The sequence below is a fragment of the Acinetobacter sp. YH12086 genome, from assembly GCF_013419345.1.
Lineage (GTDB): Bacteria > Pseudomonadota > Gammaproteobacteria > Pseudomonadales > Moraxellaceae > Acinetobacter > Acinetobacter amyesii.
Genome location: NZ_VPAF01000004.1, coordinates 151905 through 171899, shown reverse-complemented (window position 1 = coordinate 171899; position 19995 = coordinate 151905). Strand labels below are relative to the sequence as shown.

The window sequence follows — 19995 nt, the reverse complement described above, 5'->3', positions numbered from 1 at the left end:
AGACTGTAGGCATTGAGATAAGCTGAATGCCTCTACTTTGTTAAGCTAAAACGGTAACAGAATAATCAGACAGATATATGAACGCTTCAACTCCATTGACTCAAGATCCGATCGATATTGCCCAAAAACTGGCGGCAGAATTTGCCACGACGGCTGCTCAGCGTGATAAGCAGGGGGGAAATCCCAAAGCTGAACGTGATTTGATTCGTCAAAGTGGTTTACTTGCATTGTCCATTGGACAGCAATACGGTGGACAGGGGGCAGATTGGCTGACGATTTTTAAAACCATTCAAACCATTGCTCAAGTGGATAGCTCATTGGCGCATGTTTATGGTTTCCATCATTTATTAATTGCAACGGTACAGTTGTTCGCGCAGCCAGAGCAATATGGCCCGTGGTTTGAACAGACTGCACGTGAGCATTTATTTTGGGGCAATACCTTAAACCCCTTAGACCGTCGTACTACAGCGACGCAACTGTCTGAACACGAATACGTCTTTCATGGCGATAAAAGTTTTTGTTCGGGTTCCATGGATTCAGACATTTTGCTGTGTTCTGGCTTCAATGAAGATGGAAAATTATTGATCGGGGTGATTCCTACAGCACGTGAAGGCGTCAGTTTTCTCGGCGATTGGGACAATATGGGACAACGTCAAACCGACAGTGGAAGTAGCCATTTTGAACAAGTTAAAATTTCCAAAGATGAATTACTACTGAACCCGGGGCCTTTGAGTACACCGTATTCAAGCTTACGTCCGTTGATTGCACAGTTGATCTTTGTGCATATGTTCTTGGGGGTAGCCGAAGGGGCATTTGAAACAGCAAAACAGACGGTTCAAAACCAAAAAGCATGGTCAAAATCATTGGTTGAAAATGCAGTGAATGACCCATTTATTCAAAAGCATTTTGCTGAGTTTTATGTGCAATTAGAAAGTGTACGTTTATTGGCAGATAAAGCGGTTCAGCGTTTGCAATGGGCTTGGGAGATTGGTGAAGCTTTAACGGCGGAACAACGTGGAGAAGTTTCTATTGCGATTGCAACTGCCAAAATCGCAGCCACCAATAGCTCGCTATACATTACGCAAAATATTTTCCAAGTGATGGGCGCACGTGCCACGACGGCCAAATTGAATTTAGATCGCTTCTGGCGCAATGTACGTACCCAAACCTTACACGATCCGATTGATTATAAATATCAGGAGGTCGGTGAATGGGTGCTCACAGCGAAAGTGCCAGATCCAAGTTTTTATTCTTAAACGTATATTGCACATGAGCCAATAAAAAGCCTCCGTTTTGGAGGCTTTTTTGCAATGTGCTGTCAGTCGATTTAACGCTGATGAATATTTTCTAAGGTATCGACTAAGGTTCGCGTCGTTTGATCAATCTCATAATTCACGGCATCACCGACTTGGACATCTTTCCATGTAGTGAGGCGCAGTGTTTCAGGAATAAGATCGATTGAAATTTCACTATTGGCACGATCAACACGGTTCACAGTCAAACTACAACCATTGAGCCCAATAAAACCTTTGAGAAAGAAATATTTAATATTGCCTGCCGGAATGTGAATATCGAGATGAAAGGTTTCCCCGCGATGCTCTAAGTTTTTGATCGTGGCGGTACCTTCGATATGACCATATAGATTGTGACCACCATTTTCTGCTCCAACTTTGGCTGAGCGTTCGACATTGACCTCATCACCGGCCTTGAGTGCTTTTAACGTGGTGAGTTGATTGGTCAAATCAGAGACATCAAAATGCACTTGGTTGGCTGCCAAATCAATATGTGTAGCCGTTAAACACACGCCATTAATCGCCACACTTGCCCCGATAAAGACATCATGAAAAAAATTCTGATGATTTGAAATCACCAAGGTTGTGAAGCCATTGCCTTGACGAATGTCTAAGACTTTTTCTAAACCTTGCACGATGCCTGTATACATGTGAACGTCTCTAAAATGATTTGCGTTTTCTGTATTGTAGGGACAAAACGACCGATCGGCTATGCCTTAGAGTGACCATTTCAGTACAGCATTTTGATCTGTCGCAGTTCGATATTGGCAATGGCCTACAATGCTCGGAATGTTTCAATTGCCGCTAGGCGAGACTGCTTTAAATCGACAATCGGCTGAGGGTAGTTCAATTCCAGTTGAGGATTTTTGGCAAAGGGTTGGTGAATTTGTTTGGCATCCAAATCTGCCAGTTCAGGTAGCCATTGACGTAAATAATCCCCGTTCGGATCAAATTTCTGAGATTGGCTAATCGGGTTAAAAATTCGAAAATAAGGTACAGCATCTGTACCCGTCGAGGCGCACCATTGCCAACCGCCATTATTGGCCGCTAAGTCGCCATCGACAAGGTGCTGCATAAACCATTGCTCCCCCAACCGCCAATCGATCAGTAGATTCTTACTGAGGAACATGGCACAAATCATCCGCACCCGATTATGCATCCAACCCGTAGCCAGTAGTTGACGCATCCCTGCATCGACGATCGGAATGCCCGTCTGGCCGTATTGCCACGCAGCAAAGTCTTGTGGTGCATGGCGCCATTTTATTTTTAAGGTTTTGGTTTGAAACGGCTGGTGCTGAGAAACTTGCGGGTAGTCAAATAAAATGTGCTGGTAAAATTCACGCCAAAGCAGCTCATCGAGCCAAGTTTGTTGTCCTCTGTGGTCGATCTGGAAATAGCCGCCTTGTTCACGAAAAAGGGCTTGCAGACATTGGCGAATAGACAAGATGCCCAAGTTTAAATACATGCCAATTCGACTGGTTCCATTGAGCGCAGGAAAGTCCCGATCATCAGCATAACGATGCAGATGTTGTTCAATAAATTCATCTAAGCACTGTATTGCGTGATCTTCTCCAATCGGCCAAAGCTCGATTTGAGCAGCTAACAGCGATGTGGGATAAAAAGGACGTAAATCAAATTGATTTTGCCACAGCGGATGCGGTTCGAGAGCCGCTTGGGCTTCAATAGCGGGATAACAAGTAGGCAGACTGATGCTCAATTTTTCGTAGCAATTTTTCTTAAATGCACCGAAAACTTGATAAGGATGTCCAGATTGATTGCGAATACTGCCAACAGGAAACAGGGTGCGGTCATGGTACAGCTCAACAGAGATGTGCTGCTGTTCTAATAACTGTTGTACTTCGCGATCTCGTTTAAGTTCATTCACACCATGTTCAATATGTGCATGAACAGTGTGTATATTGAGTTGAGTACATAAGGTTAATAGCTTAGTGGCGATGTCTGACCAGTCCGGAATATGCTGAATAATCAGTGGAATATTTAGTTCAGCCAATTGCTGTCGCAAAAGTTCCAGCTGGGCAAGATAGCGATGGATTTTAATGGGGGCATCATCATGCCTTGTCCATTGTTCAGGAGAAAGCGCAATAAAGGCAATCGTTGGACCAGACTGTGTCGCCTGCCACAGTGCGCTATGGTCATGTCGTCTTAAATCTTGTCGAAACCAAACCAGTTGCATATTTATTGCCTCGTTTGTGTTGGAAATATCACTGGAATTACGGGGGGTGTTAATTGGTGATAAAATCATCTAAAAAATATAGATTTTAATAAAAAACCATATAATATCTATCGTTTAACTTAACCGATTGCGCACAATTCTGTCAGCTTAAGCGTACAAGCAACGAAGTTTTTGACGCTAGGCGCACTTTTAAATTTTACCTAAGATGAACTCATACAGGAACAGGACGTTCCGGAACATAAAACAATAACAAAGTGTTCACCATCAGGACTGTGAAGCAAGACAGGAGTCATGCTTAAGTATCCATATAGAAAAAGCCCGACAGGATGTCGGGCTTTTTCTTTGTCTACAGGTCAGCTCATTTTTCTAGAATCAGAGCATGTCTTTAAATGGTACTCGAGATAAAAAATCCCCTAAGCCGAGCCTTAGGGGAGGAAAGTGAAGTGAGCCGGTTGTGATTATTATGCTGATTACATGAGCTGTGACTGCATCAACAATTATGCTGATTTAGCCTGCACAACTTGCTGCTGTTGAGCTTCCAGTTCACGAACCAGTGGCAACACTTTTTCGCCAAAGTATTCCACTTCTTCAATGAAGTGGAGAAAACCTGAGAGAACCAAATCGACACCTACACTTTTGAGTTCCACAATGCGTTCGGCAATTTGTTGTGGCGTGCCAATCAGATTGGTTTTAAAACCGTCGTTGTATTGAACCAAATCTTCAAAAGTAGATTTTGCCCAGTTACCTTCGCCTTCTTTTGTGGATGCACCTGCTTCACGAGTTGCATCGCCAAAGGCATTGACCGCTTCAGTATTGGCATTGTCGATAATAGTTTGAAGCACCGCTTGGGCTTCTTCCTCAGTATCTCGGGCAATGATGAAGGCATTCACCCCGATTTTGACCTGATGGTTATTGGCCTTGGCTTTTTCACGAATATCATCGATCTGCTTTTTCAACTCAGCAGGGGTATTGCCGTTGGTGAAGTACCAATCGGAAACACGTGATGCCATGTCACGTGCTGCACGTGAACTGCCACCTTGAAAGATTTCAATATGCGGTTTTTGCAACGGTTTCGGAGATAGAGTGTAGTCTTTAAATTGATAGTATTTACCATCAAAACTAAAGTTATCTTGCGTCCAAACGCCTTTTAGGCTACGAATGAATTCTTCAGAACGCGCATAGCGTTGATCATGCTCGGGCCATTCTTCACCAATCGCATCAAACTCACTACGGAACCAGCCACTCACAACATTGATTGCAATACGGCCATTGGTAAGATGATCGATGGTCGCCAATTGTTTTGCAGCCAGAGCCGGTTTCCAAGGGCCGGGTAAAATCGCTGCAATGACTTTGAGCTTTTCAGTTTTGGCCAAAATTCCATGGCTGAAACTAACCGATTCGTGTTGATTTTCTGCGTTATAGCCTGCGGTAAAACGAATTTGAGTCAGCGCATAATCAAAGCCACTTTTTTCTGCAGCTTGTGCCAAACGCACGTTATAGTCATAGCTCCAATCGGTACGCTGTTCAATATTACTGACCACCAAACCACCACTGACGTTTGGTACCCAGTACGCAAATGTAATGTTTTTTTCTTGTACTGACATTTTGCAAACCCTCGGGATCGAATTGTTATGCTGTGGTGTTTAGGCCACTTGCGTTTTTGGCTTTTTACTATGCAGTCGAGCTTCAGCGGCATCCAAACTTGGAACAGCTGCAGAAGGAAGGACTTCTTCTTGCTCGATTTGCTTATTAATGCCCAAGTTTTGGTTGGCTTGTTGAGACTTGGCTTTCACCACTTCAGCACGCTGACCTTTGGCTGGAGCCCATTCCAAAATCGGCAGCGCACGTGCTACAGCTAAAGTAATGCGGTCACGGAGTAATTCACTATGAATGGTGTATTCAGGGGTGAAATCACGATCTGTTGCGTAGACCCCAATCGGTAATGTTTGCGCTTGGAAGAAACTGAACAATGGACGCAATTGATGTTCAAGCACTAAGGCATGGCGTTCAGAACCACCCGAAGCTGCAAGCAAGACAGGTACATCGACCAATGCAGTTTGTTCGACAAAGTCAAAGAAGTGTTTAAACAGGCCTGTAAATGAAGCACGGTAAACTGGCGTTCCAACAATCAGTGCATCAGCAGCTTCAACGGCAGCAAGGTCATCTTGTACACGTTGTGGTAATTGGTTACGGTAAATTGCCCCACCTAATAAATTGCCAATTTCGCTAAACTTAATAAAATGCACATTGATTGGAGTCGCATCACCGAGCTCATCAACAATGGCTTGTACCAAAGCTTCGGTTTTAGATGGATTGTTTAGGCCACCTGATACAGCAACAATATTCAGGGGTTTTTGTAGATTAACTTGAGACATTTTTTAAACCTAAAAGTGTGGTTTCTCGGAATGCCTTTTATTAATCCCGATGGGTGGATCACTGTAAAATAACGAAAATCAGAAAAGTTATCTGATTTTTAGATATGTTGGAAAAACCACAAGATTCGTGAAATATCAAATTTTAAACTGTTGATATTTCAACATATAATGCTTAGATATAAGCATTTTTACTGTGTTGATAAAATTTATATGAAAATATGATTAGATTTAAAGATTTATAGAAAATGCGAAAAAAGACGCATTTTAGGTGAAAATCTACATTTTAAATGCAAAAAAATAAGTTCTTGCATATCCTTCACATAGCATGTGTGGTTAGAATAGGGTCATTGTGCACAAGATCTCTCACGTTGCTTATGAATATTTTAATCGTTGATGATCACCCGCTGTTTCGTCATGCTTTAATTCAGGCGGTTCGTTATAGTTTGCCTCAGGCGCAAATTCATGAGACTGCAGCAGTCAATGAATGCTATGAACGTCTTGAAAATGGCCCTGAGCCTGATCTTGTGTTATTGGATTTAAACTTGCCGGGTGCTTCAGGCTTTTCTGCCTTGGTGCATATTCGCGCACAATATCCATCGATTCCAATCATTGTGGTCTCTGCGCATGAAGAAGCGTCGATTATCCAACGTGCAATTGCACATGGTGCGATGGGTTATATTCCAAAATCTGCGCATCCAAGTCACATTGGTGAAGCGATTCGCCAAGTGCTTGAAGGTGAAATTTGGTTGCCACCAAACCTACCTGCCAATATGAACTTCGACCCACGTGCTGCAGATGAAACGGCATTGGCAGAACGTATTCAGTCTTTAACACCGCAACAATTCCGCGTGTTAATGATGGTGGCAGAAGGTTTGTTGAATAAGCAAATTGCCTATGAGTTGGATGTGTCTGAAGCAACCATCAAAGCGCATGTAACGGCGATTTTCCGTAAGTTGGGCGTACAAAACCGAACTCAAGCTGTTTTGGCAATTAATGCATTGAATATTGAAGAAAAGAAAATCTAAGGATTTTTTCAAAAAAAAAGACCTCCACGATGGAGGTCTTTTTTTATGCTGTTTAAGCGCTAATGCTGGCGCTGGATCATTTCGGTGTAAATGCTGTTAGGTCTTTACATGTGGTTTAAAAGCAATAGAGCAATGCAACTTAACAATGACTTAAACAAACCACTTCAACTTAAGCAATATAGTCTTGCTTAGGCGTCAGATCGGTACAGTACAAAGGGTTGAGCGCACATTGCAATTCATCAATTTGTTCATCGGACACATAGCCGCGCGCTTTGAGATAATCCGCGACACGGTCATCACGTAAACTTAGAAAAGCAGCATCATAAACGCCCAAATCCACAAATAGGGCTGCGGTTTCTAAACTGTTAAAACGGTCCAGATAGATATCATTGTCATACATCAGGAAGATATGGTCTTGCTTGGAGTTGGCATCGACATTTAAACGTTGAGCCAATTCAAATGGCGCCGTTTTAATAAACAGTAAATCGGATAATTCATCAAACTGTGTTTTATCCAGCTGGTTTTTGTCGGTTTTGACTTTACCAAGCCACGCTTTAAATACCAAGACCGCACCACCACGCAGTAGCATGCTCCAAATCTGATGACGGGTGTCCAAACCTAAGCAATTGGATTCGGCTTCTAAATTTTGCAGCAGTAGGTCTTCTTGCTCTGCCAGTCGATCGAATAAGCCAAGACCTTGAGGTTTATAGGCATTTGGTGCAAAGACATCAAAATTCAGTTCGTCAAATACCTGTAACGCAAGAGGAACGGCACTGCGATAGAGTGTTTCCAACGCTTCGACTTGCACATCACTTAATTTGCTGAACTTAAATAATTGACGCCAGTCGATCTCTGGCAAAATGGCATTGGCACCATACTGACGATGAAACTGTAGATTTTGATCAAAACCATGCGGCATTGTTTCTGAAATATTCACAAGATCACTCCTAATATGCGGGGGAGATCAGCTTCTCAAGTGTTGAGTTATGACGCTTCTTGAATTGGCTTGAAACTGATCAACTTCTTATGAATATTTTTAAAACGAATGGCGGCAGCTAAATATAAGACTAAAGTTTTAGTTTTTATTTTTGGTTGTAAAAATCTTTTTTAAATCAAATATATTTTTAATTGTAACTAAGTGTACAAGTGTTCACTCATGCATTCGATATTTTTTGCCATAGGCAATCTAAATTTGATATTTATGGCTAATAAATAGACGAAATGTCGGGGCTATTTTGAATGATCTTGCCGCTGAGACAAATTTTTTTGCCATTTAGGTAAGTTTAAGTAAGAACAAGGTAAACAAAAGCCCATTTCATGTGAATGAAATGGGCTATTTTTCACAGAGTGATGTCATGTAACAGCGCTACTGATTTGAAATCTTCAAACCAGATAACCATGAACGGAGTGAAGCCGGTTTCAACGGTTTTTTCAGTAAGACGATGTTTAACTCTTTTAGACGTTGCGGTAATTCAGGATCAGAATCTGCGGTAATCAGCGCCACAGGGACATTTTCCTGACGGTTATCTAAAATAAAGTCGAGACCGATCTTATTATTATTTAAGTGTTGGTCAACCAACCAAACTTGAATATTTTCTTGTTGAATTAACTCCATGGCCTGTTCAGGTTCAGTGGCCTTAAAGACTTGATAGCCCCATTTGGTCAGTAAGGTCGACATCCCTTCCAAAATCGTTTCATCATTGTCTAAGCACAGAATCTTATAGGCTTTGGTTTTCAGCGGAACAGCTTGGGTCGGTGCAGCGACCACTTTTGGCGCAGCGACCACCGGCACTTCAATCATAAAGCACGAACCATGACCAAGTTCTGAGAACACATGCACAGGATAGTCGAGTAGGCTGGTCATCCTTTGCACGATGGCTAAACCTAAACCTAGACCCTGTTCGCCCCAAGGAGAGGTGTGTCCACAGCGTTCGAACTCTTGGAACAACTTAATGCGCTGTTCTTCCGCGATCCCAGGACCTGTATCCCAAACGCCAATACGAATATGCCCCGGACGTGCTGAACGTAGCACACCCACCACAACACGACCACGCGCTGTATAGCGTAAGGCATTGCTGACGAAGTTTTGAATAATACGACGAATCCACTGTGGGTCGGTGTCAATCCAGAACTGAGCATCATGTACGGTCAGTTTGATATTACGCTGTGCTGCAATCGATTTAAATTGCAGTTCAAGATCGCTGAGTAAGTCATGTAGTGGATAAGGCTGACGTTTCGGTTGGATCGTTCCGCCTTCGAGTCGAGCAATGTCCAAGAGGGCAGAGAGCATACTTTCCGCACCATGCAGCGCACGATCAAGTTGCTGAAGCGTTTTACGATCATCGTCATTTTGTACGCTTTGCTCGAGGGCGGTACTAAACAGACGCGCAGCATGCATCGGTTGCAATAAGTCATGGCTTGCAGCAGCAATAAAGCGGCTTTTCGACATATTGGCTTTATCAGCTTGCTCACGTGCCAATTGTTGTTCAGACAGGGCATCTGCCAACTGTTGGGTACGATCTTGTACACGGCCTTCAAGCAAGGCTTCATTTTCACGGAAAGCAGTAATATCGGCAAAGGTTGTCACGAAACCGCCGCCTTCGATCGGATTACCACGCATCTGAATTACACGGCCATCTTTACGAATCCGTTCAAATTCGTGTGCGCTGCCGACTTGCATCCAATGCATGCGTTTACGCACATGTTCTTCGACTGAACCGGGACCACATTCGCCGCGTTCAGCGTTATAACGAATCAAGTCTGAAATTGGGCAACCGACGTAGACAATGTCTTTTGGATAATCAAACAGTTTGAGGTATTGATTGTTCCATGCCACCAAACACATATTTTCATCAACCACGGACACACCTTGAGTCATATGGTCGATCATGGTCATGATCAGGTTTTGGTTAAAGCGCTGCCACTGTGAGGCTTGGTCAAGAATATTGGCGACCTGACCGAGTGCTAAACCATTATTAACCATGGCTGTGGTGAGTAAGGTACGGGCAGATGCCGCACCGATGGTGCCTGCAAGATACTGTTCGGTAAAACGCCACCACATGCCGTTGGCGCTGCTATTTTCATTCAAAACGACATTGTTTTGTGCGCAGAACTGGTTGAAGGCACGCATGGTTGGGCCTTCACCGGTAATACGTTTTGCCAAGGTAATCAAATCACCTACTTTTAGACGCGCCACATCGTGGTGAATATAGCTGATGTCGTTTGATGTACTTTGAGCAGGGAGCGGCTTGGTTTCATAATAAAAGAAACTTTCGGCCTGAATTTGCTCGGCAACACTTGGACGGAAGACGCGGGAAATCCAAATATAGAGGGTGATATTTAAACCGAGCGCCCAAACTACGCCATGGGTAAGTGGATCGAAAGATTCAAACCCTAACAGTGCTTCAGGACGTAACCAACTCAAGCCTAGCGGACCCTGACTTAAAAGATTTTCGGTAAATGTTTTAAATTGTTCAGGTAAGCTACGCAATACGGTTGGTAATAACAGGGTATAAGCCCACATGCCAAAACCGACCAACAGACCCGCATATACGCCTTGTTTACTTCCGCCGCGCCAATATAAACCACCAATTAACGCCGGTGCAAACTGTGCCACAGCACTGAAGGCCAATAGGCCAAATACCGATAATTGGTCAATGTCATTGAAGAAATGGAAGAACAAGAAGCCCAATAACATGACTGCTAAAATACACACACGACGTGTGAATTTCAGTACGAGTGGTAGGCGTTTGTCATGACGTGACAATAAGCGTGTACGCCACAGTGCAGGCATGATCAAGTCATTACTGAGCATAATGGATAAGGCCACTGACGACACCAACAGCATACCTGTCGAAGCTGAAAAACCACCGAGAAATGCAAGTAAGGTCAACCAGTCTTGGTTATAACTTAAAGGCAGTGAGAGCACGGCAACATCGGGTATTGCCAAGTAAGCCGGTGCTGCATGCAGCGCCCAACTGGCAATCGGGATGATCGCGATAATGGTTAAAATCAGATAAATGGCGAACCAACGACGAGCACCACGGATATGCTTTTCATCACGTAGTTCAACTACCGCGACATGGAACTGACGTGGTAGACAAATAATTGCTAAAGCAGCCAATAATGTTTGAATCCAGAAGCTTTCTGGCACACCTTTGAGCTGGACATCTTTAAATGTACTGCTAATGTCATGGCTGATTTGCGCCATGTTTTCAGGTGATTCAAAAACAAAGAAAAATGCGACTGCAAGTAGTGCAAACAGCTTGACGAAAGACTCAAATGCCACAGCCAACATTAAGCCGCCGTGCTGTTCAGTATTGGCAATCTGTCGTGTCCCAAACATCATCGCCAAAATCGCCAATACACCGGTCAAAAACAGCACACTATTGGTGGTACCTGTCAGACCAGCGGTCGGTTCTAAAATGACTGTTGCACTTAAGGCAATCGCACGTAGCTGCAAGGCTAAATAGGGAATAATGGCAATCACGGCAAGGATTGTGACCAGTGATGCTAAGGGGCCACTTTTACCATATCGTGCTGCTACAAAGTCGGCAATCGATGAAATGGCATGATGCTGACGGACACGCCCTAAACGTCGCCAAATATCATAGCCGAGCGCAACAAATAGCAGCGGTCCCAGATAAATTGGCAGGAAAATAATGCCCTCACGAACGGCGGCACCTGTTGCGCCATAAAATGTCCAAGATGAACAGTAAACCCCTAAAGTTAGGCTAAAGAGAAGCATTCTGCCGCGAGTACTGAGCCTGCTGGCATGCTTTTCACCAAAGAATGCACATACAAAGAGTAATGCGATGTAAAGGGCCAATACCCCGACGATAAGCCAACTATTCATAAAGCCTGCAGCATATTAATTCTCGCTTAATGATAACGCATCCATAGGCTTAGGGAGGTTATTGCTCAAAATTTAACGACCAAAGTCTAAATTACAAGAGATAAGGAACATTGGTAAGTTTAGCTTCGAAATAATTCGAATTAGAAAATTGCGCGCCAAGGTTCGGCGTAAGGAGAATATTATGGATGAGAGACAGGTAGAACAAATTCTACAGAATCCAAAATTTAAGGAAATGGTCAGCCGTAAAAGTAAGTTGAGCTGGACTTTGACGATCATCATGTTGGTGGTCTATGTCGGCTTTATGCTCCTTGTGGGCTATAACAAAGAGTTCTTGATGCAATCCGTGAGTGGTGGTGTGACCACGATTGGTATGCCATTAGGTCTAAGCATTATCGTATTGTCATTCTTACTGTGTGGTGTTTATTCGTATATTGCAAACAACAAGTTGGATGCATTAAACGCAGAAGCAATGCGTGAAGTAGAAGCAATTACTCAAGAAAAAGGACCGCACTAAGATGAAATGGAATTCATTGAAAGCAATAGTATTAGCGGCTCCTGCTCTGCTCATGTCAAGCATGGCAATGGCTGGACCAGATTTAGGTGAAGCACAGCAACAAGCAACCAACTGGCATGCGATTATCATGTTCGCAATTTTTGTTGGCTTGACTTTGTTTATTACCAAATGGGCAGCGAAACAAACCACCAACACAGCTGACTTCTATACAGCGGGTGGTGGTATTTCGGGTTTCCAAAATGGTTTAGCGATTGCCGGTGACTACATGTCAGCAGCATCGTTTCTCGGTATTTCCGCAATGGTATTCAGTTCAGGCTTTGACGGCTTGCTGTATTCATTGGGCTTTATGGTGGGTTGGCCAATCGTATTGTTCTTGGTGGCTGAGCGTCTGCGTAACTTAGGTAAGTTTAACTTATCTGACGTGGTGTCATTCCGTCTAGCTGAAAAACCTGTCCGTACCCTTGCAGCAGTAAGCTCACTTGTGGTTGTAGCGTTCTACCTGATTGCACAGATGGTGGGTGCAGGTCAATTGATTAAACTACTATTCGGTTTGAACTACAACATTGCGGTTGTGATCGTTGGTCTACTGATGATGGCTTATGTAATCTTCGGTGGTATGTTGGCAACAACTTGGGTACAGATCATTAAAGCAGTGATGCTACTTTCTGGCGCAAGCTTCATGGCATTCATGGTCATGAAAGGCGTGGGCTTCAGCTTCTCTGAAATGTTCACTCAATCGATCCAAGTTTTCTCTAAAGTACATGACGTATCTTTAGCTGAAGCTGCAAACATTATGGGTCCAGGTAAACTTGCAGCCAACCCAATTGATGCGATCTCTCTAGGTCTTGCATTGATGTTCGGTACAGCAGGTCTTCCACACATTTTGATGCGTTTCTTTACTGTAAAAGATGCAAAAGAAGCACGTAAATCAGTAGTTGTTGCTACAGGTTTTATTGGTTACTTCTACCTATTAACTTTCATCATCGGTTTTGGTGCGATCCTTTATGTATCGAACAACCCACAATTTCTTGATGTAGCGAAAATGGCGGTAACTGGCAAGTTAGAACTTGTTGGTGGTAACAACATGGCAGCGGTTCACTTGTCTGATGCATTGGGCGGTGACTTGTTCATGGGCTTTATTTCAGCGGTAGCATTCGCAACGATTCTTGCAGTAGTTGCAGGTCTAACATTGTCTGGTGCTTCAGCAATTTCACATGACTTGTATGCAAACGTATTCAAGAAAGGTCAAACTACACCTGAATCTGAACTTCGTATGTCTAAAATCGCGACTTTAGGTCTTGCGATCTTCGCAATGATTTTAGGTATCTTGTTCGAGAAACAAAACGTTGCATTCATGGTAGGTCTTGCATTCTCTGTAGCAGCGTGTGCAAACTTCCCAGTGCTTGTATTGTCGATGTTCTGGAAAGGTTTAACGACGCGTGGTGCGGTGATTGGTGGTGTGGTTGGTCTAGCAACTGCCGTGATTCTAATTGTATTGTCTAAAGCAGTTTGGGTAGATACATTCGCAATCTCTGAAACACCAATTAACCCATTCAATGGTCCTGCTATCTTTGCAATGCCATTGGCATTCATCTGCTGCTGGTTGTTCTCTGTAACTGATAATTCAGCACAAGCACAAGCTGAGCGTAAAGCATTCGATGCACAGTATGTACGTTCACAAACTGGTATTGGTATCTCTGGTGCTTCAGATCACTAATCTGAATCGCCTAAAAAGCCCCTAATAAGGGGCTTTTTTTATATTTAGTGAATGATATGACGCAGAGGTTTGTAGACAAATCTCTGTCCTATTTGCGTGTATAATTTTCTCCATTGATCGACATTTTCCAATGGCCTTGATCATCTTGATAAGGCGAGCGCTGAATGGTGAATTGTTGAGAGAAATTATCCTGACCGATGCTAAAGCTCTGATCACCAAAACTGCTCAAATGGGCTTTTATTCGCGACTGTTCAGCACCACTGAAGGTTTGGTTGGCAATACTTTTTTCAGTATGTTCTTGATGGTAATACGTCACTTCGCCCGACGATTTGATCACTAATTCACTGTGGTTGTTTTGCCAAGTCCCCACATAATTTTCATGGCCTTTGAGGAGCGGACTGTTTTGTGTACAGGCAGAGAGCATGAGCAGACAGAGGGGTGCAAATACGAGATGTTTTTTCATAATGAAATCTACCACGTAGGAGATTCCTTTGAATATGTGCCTGAAAACTGAAACTTACAGTAGTTTTTTTGAACCTCTTTGGTAATAAGAAACCCAGCTAGAACAGTGCTCATATGGATGCTTTTTCAGATTAAGATCAACAAATTTTTGCAATAAAAAAAACTCACTTCGTGCTAATTTAAAATCAATCAGTTGATGATGCTTCAGATCGATCATTTCAGCGCATGAAAAAAATATAGAGATTGAAAATAATGCAAGGTTTTGTAGATTTTTGGAAAAGCTTTAGACTTTTACCCTCAGCATGGCTGTTACTGGTGCAGTTTCTGATCTTGGTTTTAACCGCGATTACCCGAGAAAGTCTGTCTTTTCGTGCGCTGATTTGGGTACTTGGGGTGTCGGTACTATTGATCATTGCCAAAGTGATTCGCCAAACTCCAATGTTTACGATTCTAGGACTGAGTTTTGTTGGCTGCGCCGTATTGTTTTCTACTTTGATTATGCTCGGTGTAAATCATCCCAATATTCAAATTATTGCGCATGGTTTTGAAGCCTGTGCGTATTTTAGTGCAGCCTATGGCTTATTACGCTATATGTTTGCCGATCGCTATTTAACCAAAGATGAACTTTTTGCAGCCGGGGCAGTATTTACCCTCATCGCATGGGGTTTTGCTTTTCTCTATAGTATTTGTCAGCTGATTTATCCGGATAGTTTTGTGAATCCTGCAGAGCCGGGCATGCAGTCGTGGTTAGATTTATTATTTTTAAGTTTTAGTTTGCAGTCTGCCACGGGCTTGTCGGATCTCATGCCTGTGAGCGCGCCTGCACGGGTGTTGGCTATGCTTCAAATGTTTTGTGGGGTGATGTATTTGGCTCTCATCGTTTCACGCTTAATTGCTTTGCAATATATTGCCCATTTACCGGAACGCCATGAGCCCAAAGACAAATAATGGCAGAATAAAAAAGGACGCAAATGCGTCCTTTTTGGTATTCAGTATCTAATATGAATTAGAAACGGAATTTAGCGTTTACGCCAACAGTTTGAGTGTCAAGCGCAACTTCTTCAGCATTAGCATTTACATAGCTAGCACCAACTGCAACAGCAGGAGTGATGAAGTAGTTTACGTTCGCGCCCCAAGCTGAGTCTGGAGTACCAGCAAAGCTAGATTCAGCGAAAGAAGCACCAACGCTTAATTTAGGAGTTACGAAAAGATCAGTTTTGAATTGGTAAGCAGTGTCATCACCGTAGATGATGCCTGATTCGAAACCAATTGCCATGTTAGTGTCGTCGATTGCGCCAACATATTTAGCACGTGCAGTGATTGCGTCTTGGTCTTGGCCAATAGTTGTAGCTTCAGCAACAGCTTTAGCAACACCGTTACCCATAACGTTGAACGCGTCAACAGCAGCTTGGTCAGCAACGCTAGTGTAACCAACAGCAACTAAGAAGTTTTGAGTTGGAAGCGCACCAACTTCTAATGCATAACGGTCGCCGTTGTCATCAGTGTTGTTTGCATTTTTGCTGTCAAGGATAGTGTGGCTGTAAGAAGCACTAGCGTATACAGGAACAACTTTAGTTGGAACATAAGCTTCAGCTTTAGCACCGAAGTTATGAGCAATTACGTCAGTACCTTTTGAACCAACTTCGCCGTAGTTGTAAGCAACAGATACGTTAGAAGCTTGGTTTAAGAATGCAGCTTCTGCTAAAGGACCTTTTGTAGAGTCAACATTTTTGAAGTAGTAAGTACCTTGAACACCACCAATGAAATCTTTGTCATTTGCAGTTGTGTCGATGTATTCTGCTTGGCCTTGAACTTCAAATTGGTAAGCTTGAGCACCGGTCATGGCTAATAATAAAGCAGTGGCTAAACCGAGTTTTTTCATGATTTTCTACCAGTTGTTACAAATGGATTAAACATTGAGCATTGTATTGTAACAATATATTAAGTCAATGATCCTAAAGGTTATTATTCAGTCTCTGACTCAGATCTTTATTTCATAATAAGAAATTCAGTTTTTACTCTAACTAATAAGTCACTGAAAAAAAATCATTGAGAACAATTAAGTAAGTTTTATTAAATTCTTAATTAAAAAAATACACTTGAAAAAATACACAACTTTTCAATCTAAAATAACAATTATTATTGTTATTTTAATTCAAAATAACATTTATTGTAGTGGGTAAATTCTAACGCTTTTCACGCATTTGAGGTAATAAATCGGGACTTTGACTGCTGAATTGTTGGGCTAAAACCACTTATTTGTATATTAAATAGACATTTTTGTTTTAAGTTTGAGGGATATGTCACTTAAATATGTGTCTTTGTGATATTTTTAATATCCTAGTGAAATACTTGGCTTTACATCAGGTTTTATTTGATTCATAATTTGCCAATCGAGTCGTCACACGGTTTAAAAGTGTGACTTTGACCCTGATTCTCCATTATTGTTTTTTATTCGCCCAGCTTTCCCCAAGGTTGGGCTTTTTTTTATTCAAAAATGCAACTTTATATTAAAGATAAAATATAGAGCAAATATCTTGTAGAAATAAATGCACTTTTATGGTGCGTTAATAATTCTATTTATCTTTCAATTAAAGTGATATAGACAAAAAAAATCCTGATTTTCAAGGAAAATCAGGATTTTTTAGCCAAAATTTTCGGGAAACTAAAATATTCTGCTGAGGAAGAAATCTAGTGTGCCCTAATACGGTGCATTCTGCACCAATTTATTGCAATTGTAAATATTTATTTAAACAAGTTAATAAAAAATATTTCGCTTTGAAATATGCTGCTGTTTTTTAGCAAATTATCTCGTTCTAAAGTGATAAAAATGTGACAGATTAAGCACATTTATATAGAATTTAGAGCTATAAATGTTCACTTTACAAATTAATAAATTATTGGTCATTAATTTAAATATTCCCGCGTTTAGTTGAGAAGTGGGTTGGGGTATGCAACAAGTGTGGGGCATAAAATAGATGGAAACATTACGAACAGAGCATATTAGTAAGCGCTTGCAACTTGCGATGCTAGTAATCGTCTTGTCTATCGTATTTATCAGTGTTCCATTGATTGTGAGCAGCAATCAACATTACCTCAAAAGTGCCGAAGCGCTGAAAGAAATTCAGATGCTGAAAATGGTGGCAGATTTAACCAACCAAATTTCCCGTGAACGTGCGCCAGCTAACAGTGCAATGTCGAGTCAAGGTGAACAGCGCGAGCAAAAAATTATTGAGTTGGCTGAATATCGTCAAGGCGTTGATCGGCAATATCAAGATACACTGAAAGTTTTAAAAGAAACGGGCTTTGCACCGATCGCCCAGCAGTTAGAGTCCAATTTATATCCATATTTGTTGCAGGGTCGCAAAACGGTCGATCAATATATTGCGCTGCCGACACAACAACGTGAAGCTAAAAAATTGGATCATGCCATTTTGGCGATGTTCCAAGCTTGGGATCAAAGCTATATTGCCATGCAGAAATTGGTCAATCATTCACATGGTAAAGATACCCGTGTATCGAACTATTACACCTTAATTTTATTACTGGCAGAATTACGTGATCAGGCGGGAAGAGTCGCATCAAATATTATGGCTGCGGTATCATTTCAACAGGAAATTCCAGAGCAAAATTTAGCGCGGAGTTTACAAACCCAGCGTCAAACACGCTATCTATGGGAATTGATCAATGTCGTGCAGTCTGAACATGACAAAACTCCCGAGTTTAAACAGTTACATCATGCGGTAAGGACGGAATTTTTAGATAAAGGTTTGCCAATTATTGATGGTTTGACTCAAAAAAGTCTTCAACATCAGCGTTATCACATGGATGGCACCCAGCTCACTGATGCAATGGTCAACAAATTTGTCACAGTGGTGGAATTGCAAAGTTATATTTTAGATTACAGTCTCAAAGTAGCTGCGGATGAACAACGTGAAGCGCGAAATAAATTGATCTTTACGCTTTTTGTCTCGCTCGTGTCATTACTGACTGCATTATTAACGATGTTCTATGCCAAGAAATGGGTGTTTGAACCTTTAATTCGTGCTCGTAATCAGTTATTTAAACTGGCTCGGCACCGACAAATGGATCAAGGCGTGATTGAACCTGCCAAAGTAGGTTATCTCAGTTTATTTGATGCCATTCAGCATATTGAAAACATGCTGGAACAGCGTGATGCCTTTGAATTTCAGCTTAAACATATTGCCAATACTGACTCACTCACCAATGTCGCCAATCGTTTTGCCTTAGATGAATATATTAAATTTCGCGACAGCCAAAATTCAGGCTTTTTACATACAGCACTGATCGTGATTGATATTGATCACTTTAAACAGGTGAATGATCGCTATGGGCATATTGTCGGCGATTTGGTGATTCAACATGTTGCCAATCAATTACGAAAACATATTCGTTCATCCGACTTGGTGGTGCGATATGGTGGAGATGAGTTTTTAGTCCTGATCCAGGGGATTAATATGCTCAAAGCCCAACACATTGCCGAAACTATACGGCACGATATTCAGAATGTGAATTTTAATTTGGCAGAGGACGAAGCCGATCTCATTGTGACGGTGAGTATTGGAGTGGCAGTGGGGGCCGAAAACTGGATCGATTTATTAGAGCGAGCAGACCAAGCATTGTTTAAAGCCAAAGCTGCGGGGCGTGATCGTGTTTCAGTCTAAACGCAGCTTGGCAGATTCATATAGTTAGCCAAAAAAATGAATTAATCTTCATCTTTATATAATTTATTGCAGGCTTGTTGGTTCATTTGACTACCATCTACATTCCAACACTGGGCTTGGGTAATTTTGCCTAAATCGTACTGAAGCACCGCTTCAGGTTGCCCATTGTCATACCAAATTTTATAACTGTTATGACGAACGCCATTACGATAATAACCTTGGCGTTCTAGTTTGCCGTTTTCAAACCACATTTTCAGCTCGCCAATCAGTTTATTGTTTTGAAAATTGGCATAGGTCCATGGTTTACCATCCCTATACCAGCGTTGGCGCAGGCCATTTTCGATACCATTTTTATAATTTTGAGAAAAAGCCAGTTGCCCATTCGGATGCCAAATTTTGTAATCCCCCTGAGATTCACCATTGATGATGCTACTTTCTTGCTCTTTTATCCCATTGGCAAACCAAAACTCGAGTTTGCCTTCGTACTCCCCATTTTTATAGGCAATGCGGCTACGGGATTTGCCGTTGGGGAAGAAACTTTCAAATACGCCTGAGCCTTGAATACCATCTGGAAAGTGAATTAGATGTTCACATTCACCATTTTTAATTTTGCTGTTGCTCAGAAAGATGGTGGTCAGGGCATTGCCATTGGCATAGACATATTGATTTTCAAAGATTCCCTTGTGTTGAGTCGGGGTACTGAGGGCTTTACATTGCGGCTTATCTTTCCATGGGCTAAGATCGGGGTCTTCTTGTGAGACAAACAGCACCATGTATTCGTTTAGATAGCCATCGGCAAAGCTATATATTGGACATAATAAGAGGCTGAAACTTAAGATAAATTTATTCATTGTTAGTATGCTTTTATATTTAAAA

Annotated in this window: 15 protein-coding genes; 6 read left to right on the top strand and 9 right to left on the bottom strand. The window is 42.0% G+C overall.

The window, feature by feature from the left end; genetic code table 11:
• The first annotated feature begins 77 nt into the window (after positions 1-77).
• On the top strand, positions 78-1256 hold the full coding sequence (locus FTU29_RS06725; RefSeq protein WP_180121036.1) for an acyl-CoA dehydrogenase family protein: 1179 nt from the start codon (positions 78-80) through the stop codon (positions 1254-1256).
• 71 nt (positions 1257-1327) lie between these two features.
• On the opposite strand, the gene FTU29_RS06720 is transcribed toward FTU29_RS06725, so the two are convergent.
• The 4 genes from FTU29_RS06720 to msuE all read right to left on the bottom strand — a co-directional run bounded on the left by FTU29_RS06720 (position 1328) and on the right by msuE (position 5861).
• Positions 1328-1942, bottom strand: coding sequence for a riboflavin synthase subunit alpha (locus tag FTU29_RS06720; protein WP_180022763.1), 615 nt, complete (start codon positions 1940-1942; stop codon positions 1328-1330).
• Between the two features lie 125 nt (positions 1943-2067).
• On the bottom strand, positions 2068-3486 hold the full coding sequence (locus FTU29_RS06715) for a deoxyribodipyrimidine photo-lyase (RefSeq protein WP_180121034.1): 1419 nt from the start codon (positions 3484-3486) through the stop codon (positions 2068-2070).
• Between the two features lie 497 nt (positions 3487-3983).
• Positions 3984-5090: a dimethylsulfone monooxygenase SfnG gene (gene sfnG, locus FTU29_RS06710; RefSeq protein ID WP_180121033.1), complete on the bottom strand. Its 1107-nt coding sequence runs from the start codon at positions 5088-5090 to the stop codon at positions 3984-3986.
• 39 nt (positions 5091-5129) lie between these two features.
• Positions 5130-5861: an FMN reductase gene (gene msuE / locus FTU29_RS06705; RefSeq protein ID WP_078190544.1), complete on the bottom strand. Its 732-nt coding sequence runs from the start codon at positions 5859-5861 to the stop codon at positions 5130-5132.
• 374 nt (positions 5862-6235) lie between these two features.
• Between msuE and FTU29_RS06700 the strand changes: the two genes are divergently transcribed.
• Entirely contained in the window at positions 6236-6886 is a 651-nt protein-coding gene (locus FTU29_RS06700; protein WP_078190543.1) for a response regulator transcription factor, read from the top strand.
• A gap of 169 nt (positions 6887-7055) precedes the next feature.
• On the opposite strand, the gene FTU29_RS06695 is transcribed toward FTU29_RS06700, so the two are convergent.
• Together FTU29_RS06695 and FTU29_RS06690 are read right to left on the bottom strand one after the other, a co-directional pair.
• Positions 7056-7823 (bottom strand): hypothetical protein, encoded by a 768-nt coding sequence (locus FTU29_RS06695; protein ID WP_180121031.1) that lies wholly within the window; start codon positions 7821-7823, stop codon positions 7056-7058.
• A gap of 429 nt (positions 7824-8252) precedes the next feature.
• Positions 8253-11741 (bottom strand): PAS domain-containing hybrid sensor histidine kinase/response regulator, encoded by a 3489-nt coding sequence (locus tag FTU29_RS06690; protein ID WP_078193193.1) that lies wholly within the window; start codon positions 11739-11741, stop codon positions 8253-8255.
• 181 nt (positions 11742-11922) lie between these two features.
• On the opposite strand from FTU29_RS06690, the gene FTU29_RS06685 reads away from it, so the two are divergent.
• Positions 11923-12255, top strand: coding sequence for a DUF485 domain-containing protein (locus FTU29_RS06685; RefSeq protein ID WP_078193192.1), 333 nt, complete (start codon positions 11923-11925; stop codon positions 12253-12255).
• 1 nt (position 12256) lies between these two features.
• Positions 12257-13972 (top strand): cation acetate symporter, encoded by a 1716-nt coding sequence (locus tag FTU29_RS06680; protein WP_111884487.1) that lies wholly within the window; start codon positions 12257-12259, stop codon positions 13970-13972.
• 88 nt (positions 13973-14060) lie between these two features.
• On the opposite strand, the gene FTU29_RS06675 is transcribed toward FTU29_RS06680, so the two are convergent.
• Positions 14061-14435: a hypothetical protein gene (locus FTU29_RS06675; protein WP_180008801.1), complete on the bottom strand. Its 375-nt coding sequence runs from the start codon at positions 14433-14435 to the stop codon at positions 14061-14063.
• A 251-nt stretch (positions 14436-14686) separates the two neighbouring features.
• On the opposite strand from FTU29_RS06675, the gene FTU29_RS06670 reads away from it, so the two are divergent.
• Positions 14687-15382, top strand: a complete 696-nt coding sequence (locus FTU29_RS06670; RefSeq protein WP_180008803.1) for an ion channel — start codon at positions 14687-14689, stop codon at positions 15380-15382.
• Positions 15383-15440: 58 nt separating this feature from the next.
• On the opposite strand, the gene omp33-36 is transcribed toward FTU29_RS06670, so the two are convergent.
• Positions 15441-16316: a porin Omp33-36 gene (gene omp33-36 / locus FTU29_RS06665; protein WP_180121029.1), complete on the bottom strand. Its 876-nt coding sequence runs from the start codon at positions 16314-16316 to the stop codon at positions 15441-15443.
• 1096 nt (positions 16317-17412) lie between these two features.
• Between omp33-36 and FTU29_RS06660 the strand changes: the two genes are divergently transcribed.
• Positions 17413-19119 (top strand): diguanylate cyclase, encoded by a 1707-nt coding sequence (locus FTU29_RS06660; protein WP_180121021.1) that lies wholly within the window; start codon positions 17413-17415, stop codon positions 19117-19119.
• A gap of 41 nt (positions 19120-19160) precedes the next feature.
• Here FTU29_RS06660 and FTU29_RS06655 read toward each other — a convergent pair whose 3' ends face one another.
• Positions 19161-19970 (bottom strand): toxin-antitoxin system YwqK family antitoxin, encoded by an 810-nt coding sequence (locus FTU29_RS06655; RefSeq protein ID WP_180121019.1) that lies wholly within the window; start codon positions 19968-19970, stop codon positions 19161-19163.
• Positions 19971-19995: the final 25 nt, after the last annotated feature.

Coding starts and splice junctions, on each gene's coding strand:
- FTU29_RS06700 (WP_078190543.1), top strand. CDS start 6,236: ATGAATATTTTAATCGTTGATGATCACCCGCTGTTTCGTCATGCTTTA.
- FTU29_RS06720 (WP_180022763.1), bottom strand. CDS start 1,942: ATGTATACAGGCATCGTGCAAGGTTTAGAAAAAGTCTTAGACATTCGT.
- FTU29_RS06685 (WP_078193192.1), top strand. CDS start 11,923: ATGGATGAGAGACAGGTAGAACAAATTCTACAGAATCCAAAATTTAAG.
- FTU29_RS06660 (WP_180121021.1), top strand. CDS start 17,413: ATGGAAACATTACGAACAGAGCATATTAGTAAGCGCTTGCAACTTGCG.
- FTU29_RS06690 (WP_078193193.1), bottom strand. CDS start 11,741: ATGAATAGTTGGCTTATCGTCGGGGTATTGGCCCTTTACATCGCATTA.
- FTU29_RS06655 (WP_180121019.1), bottom strand. CDS start 19,970: ATGAATAAATTTATCTTAAGTTTCAGCCTCTTATTATGTCCAATATAT.
- msuE (WP_078190544.1), bottom strand. CDS start 5,861: ATGTCTCAAGTTAATCTACAAAAACCCCTGAATATTGTTGCTGTATCA.
- sfnG (WP_180121033.1), bottom strand. CDS start 5,090: ATGTCAGTACAAGAAAAAAACATTACATTTGCGTACTGGGTACCAAAC.
- omp33-36 (WP_180121029.1), bottom strand. CDS start 16,316: ATGAAAAAACTCGGTTTAGCCACTGCTTTATTATTAGCCATGACCGGT.
- FTU29_RS06670 (WP_180008803.1), top strand. CDS start 14,687: ATGCAAGGTTTTGTAGATTTTTGGAAAAGCTTTAGACTTTTACCCTCA.
- FTU29_RS06725 (WP_180121036.1), top strand. CDS start 78: ATGAACGCTTCAACTCCATTGACTCAAGATCCGATCGATATTGCCCAA.
- FTU29_RS06680 (WP_111884487.1), top strand. CDS start 12,257: ATGAAATGGAATTCATTGAAAGCAATAGTATTAGCGGCTCCTGCTCTG.
- FTU29_RS06715 (WP_180121034.1), bottom strand. CDS start 3,486: ATGCAACTGGTTTGGTTTCGACAAGATTTAAGACGACATGACCATAGC.
- FTU29_RS06675 (WP_180008801.1), bottom strand. CDS start 14,435: ATGAAAAAACATCTCGTATTTGCACCCCTCTGTCTGCTCATGCTCTCT.